The 513-nt window shown below is 46.0% G+C and carries 1 protein-coding gene; it reads left to right on the top strand.

Annotated features, from left to right (window positions below; translation table 11 throughout):
• On the top strand, positions 1 to 513 hold a 513-nt coding region (locus ACE01R_RS17910), incomplete at both ends, for an ISNCY family transposase (protein WP_395552822.1).

Genomic DNA, 513 nt, shown 5'->3' with positions numbered 1-513 from the left:
TATCAGCCACGTTATAACCGTGATTGCTTCGGTGAGCTGATCCAGATTGATGGCTCATATCATGACTGGTTTGAAGGCCGTTCCGCCAAATGCTGCTTGTTGGTTTATATCGATGATGCCACTGGAAAGCTGTTGCATCTGCGCTTTTGTGAGGCGGAAACGACCTTTGACTATATGCTTTCTACCCGAGCCTACATTGAACAATACGGCAAGCCTCTGGCCTTTTATAGCGATAAACACTCGGTATTCCGAGTGAATCAGAAATCGAGCAAAGATAGACAGATCACGCAATTTGGCCGGATCCTGAATGAGTTAAACATTGATATTATCTTTGCCAACTCACCACAGGCCAAAGGTCGTGTGGAACGTGCCAACAGGACACTTCAGGACCGTTTGATCAAGGAGATGCGCCTGGAAGGTATCTGTTCGATTGCAGAAGCAAATGCATGGTTGCCCTGCTTTATTGAGCATTTCAATCAGAAGTTCGCCAAATGTGCGCGAAACTCAAAGAAT

The organism is Acinetobacter sp. BSP-28 (assembly GCF_044130285.1).
In the GTDB taxonomy this organism is placed as follows: Bacteria; Pseudomonadota; Gammaproteobacteria; order Pseudomonadales; family Moraxellaceae; genus Acinetobacter.
The sequence above is the reverse complement of the archived record's forward strand: the minus strand, read 5'-3'. Positions and strand labels throughout refer to the sequence as shown.